This is a genomic window from Xenorhabdus sp. Sc-CR9 (assembly GCF_963897815.1).
In the GTDB taxonomy this organism is placed as follows: Bacteria; Pseudomonadota; Gammaproteobacteria; order Enterobacterales; family Enterobacteriaceae; genus Xenorhabdus.
This window is the reverse complement of the sequence record NZ_CAWQTY010000039.1, coordinates 1-2,552: the sequence shown is the minus strand read 5'-3', so window position 1 is coordinate 2,552 and position 2,552 is coordinate 1. Positions and strand designations below refer to the sequence as shown.

Below are 2,552 nucleotides of genomic sequence, written 5' to 3'. Positions count from 1 at the left end.
GGCAGTTTGCGCCTGTTCAATATTCGCCGGGTAAGCATCCGTGTGAAAAGCCCCTGGATCTGATGACGCACATTATCCAGTCCAGCAGTAAACAAGGGGATATGGTAGCCGATTTCTTTATGGGTTCAGGTGCAACGCTGAAAGCGGCCTTGAAGTTAAATCGCCGTGTGTTAGGGGTTGAGCTGGAAGAGGCACGGTTTAGGCAGACTGAGCGGGAAATCAACGGGCAGTTGTCAACTTCGAGTTTACAACCATTTCGAGCAACTCCTCGGATTGGTATAGAGAGCACCCATGAAAGATGAATTTGATTGGTTTATCCAACTCTCCGGTCATTCCGGTTAGTTCAATCAGGGCTGCGTATTCGTGGCTTTTTTTATTACACGATACGTAATTTAGGTTATTAGGGCAGCTTGGGGATTGATAGGTAAAACCTTCTTTTCAGTGGATGCAATGAATGGTACTGTATTTGTATACAGTATTCATGTGTATGACTTTAAGGATAGAAGATACTCATTGCAATGCTATCGCTAAATAAAATATCAATGTCGTATTTTGTTTGGGGCATCACAGGACGTTATTAGATTGATACAAGCGCTACTTGCACGTAAACTTATTTTAGTATATAAGCGTGGCGCTTGTTAATTGCTACTAACGGCATAGAGAGTGAGGAGATAGGATTATGTCACTTGCTAAATTGATAGATAAGGCATATGTTTCCCCTGATAAAATTATTAGGAAAACTGCCAAGTTACTGAAAACCGAAGACGACTCAACAGAGAACTGCTCACAAAGATTGCTGATCAGGAATGACGGCACGGTTATGATGAACAGGAATAACAGTGATGTTATAAAGGCATTTGAACGCAACATGAAAACGCTATTAAAGGATAAATAATTATCATGTGGCCTGTTTTCATTACTTTTGTTTTGATCTGTGGCTATAACTATATTAATAGCGATATAGAATCAAAAATTGAGTTACAAAAAGCGCAAGGCTGGAATGCATACTTTCAGGTAGCTTTAAAAGGTGGAGAGTTTTTGGTTGCTGGGTTTGTCGTGGCTGTATTCATCGACATTCTTTTATATTCATTGATGTACATACTGAATATACCTACATACTTGGGCGCAAAGTACACTCCATTTACATTTGCTACATATTTGAATGAATTAAGGTATGCCACGGCAAGTTTTTTTTCGTGGATTGTGGTTGTATCTACAGTTCTTATAAGCATAGGGCAAGCCTCAATTGTTAAAAACAGAACTGAAAATTATCAATACCGTATTGATGCCACTAGGAAGAATGCGAAGAAGGACTCCGTCAATGAATTGCTGCTGGAGTCTTTGGAGGGTAATCTTCTCGTTATGGTTACCCTCAAATCTCGCAAGGTGTATATTGGGATGGTTGATGCAGCGAAATTTTATAATTTTCATACTCATTCAGATGCAATGGTGTCAATCATACCATTTATAAGTGGCTATAGAGATAAAGACAGTCTATCTTTCGTAATAGAGAACAACTATGCAATTATTTATGATCAAAAAGGCATAACGTTGAATTCTGAGCCATTATCTGTATATCAGTTTCGGCACATATTACCGATAGACCAAATAGAATCATTTTCTCTATTCGATGCAGATACTTACATGTCATTTAGAGAAAAACAATAAACACAGCGTTTATAGCAAATAATTGACATTAAGGTCGCTCAATGCGGCCTTTTTCGTATCTGCAATCTAACCATTTGAAAATCATCCGATATCGGAATTCCGATAACGGCAACCTATTAACTCACTCATGAGGTGAACAATGGAAAAGCGTATTGAAGCACTGGAAAAACAGCTCGCAGAAAAAAGTAAATCTGCGAGCTATGCAATCGAGGATGGTATACCTACTCTACGTAAACATAACGGAGAGCTTATTTTTTGCTTAGGGAAAATTTAGTTATCTGACCGACGAGTGCTATTTGGTCTCGACACGATGCATTTTCATTAAATTCTATGGCCTTGTCTAATAATCTATAGAGTTGAACTAATTTTTCAGGGTCGTCTTCTGTGACCATTTTAGCTAGAAGAGAAAACAGAACTGGAACTGCATAGGTCATTTCTTCTGGGTTAAGCTCATTAACTTTGATTTTTTCAAATTCGTATTGCATTTCTTAATTTCCTTTGCTCAGAGGTAATCAGCCATCCCCCCGTTTGGTTAATATTTGGCTGATCTAACAACATACCTTAAGTATCGATGTATTACTTTTAACCGACTCACAGGGGCGAACCTTATTTCACCCCACGGACGCCCATTGTTCTGATGGGGTGGAATATGAAAATGAAAGAAAATCCTGATTTATGGGCCGACCTATTGGAAGGCCTAAAAAACTCATGGCCGCAGATATCCGGCTCTGTTTTAGCCATCCTGATTTGTTACGGCCGTCTGGTGTATGACGGTGTAGACCGTAAAAACAAATGGATAGAAGGTGTCCTGTGTGGGGCGCTGTCTTGGGGTATTTCGAGTGGGCTGGAACTGTTTGGTATCCCCAGCAGTGCAGCGCCCTTCG

5 protein-coding genes are annotated in these 2,552 nt (G+C 39.8%); 4 read left to right on the top strand and 1 reads right to left on the bottom strand.

The window, feature by feature from the left end:
* From AACQ81_RS02115 to AACQ81_RS02105, 3 genes are all read left to right on the top strand, one after another.
* Nucleotides 1-302: site-specific DNA-methyltransferase (locus AACQ81_RS02115; protein ID WP_237388431.1), on the top strand; the 302-nt coding region annotated here is incomplete at its 5' end.
* A 377-nt stretch (nt 303-679) separates the two neighbouring features.
* The gene (locus AACQ81_RS02110) at nt 680-895 is read left to right on the top strand and encodes a hypothetical protein (protein ID WP_237388430.1); all 216 of its coding nucleotides are present in this window, start codon (nt 680-682) and stop codon (nt 893-895) included.
* A 5-nt stretch (nt 896-900) separates the two neighbouring features.
* On the top strand, nt 901-1,668 hold the full coding sequence (locus tag AACQ81_RS02105) for a hypothetical protein (protein ID WP_237388429.1): 768 nt from the start codon (nt 901-903) through the stop codon (nt 1,666-1,668).
* Nucleotides 1,669-1,916: 248 nt separating this feature from the next.
* Here AACQ81_RS02105 and AACQ81_RS02100 read toward each other — a convergent pair whose 3' ends face one another.
* A complete protein-coding gene (locus AACQ81_RS02100; RefSeq protein ID WP_237388428.1) occupies nt 1,917-2,153 on the bottom strand; it encodes a hypothetical protein in 237 nt (78 codons plus the stop codon).
* A gap of 164 nt (nt 2,154-2,317) precedes the next feature.
* Between AACQ81_RS02100 and AACQ81_RS02095 the strand changes: the two genes are divergently transcribed.
* Nucleotides 2,318-2,552: phage holin, lambda family (locus tag AACQ81_RS02095; RefSeq protein WP_237388427.1), on the top strand; the 235-nt coding region annotated here is incomplete at its 3' end.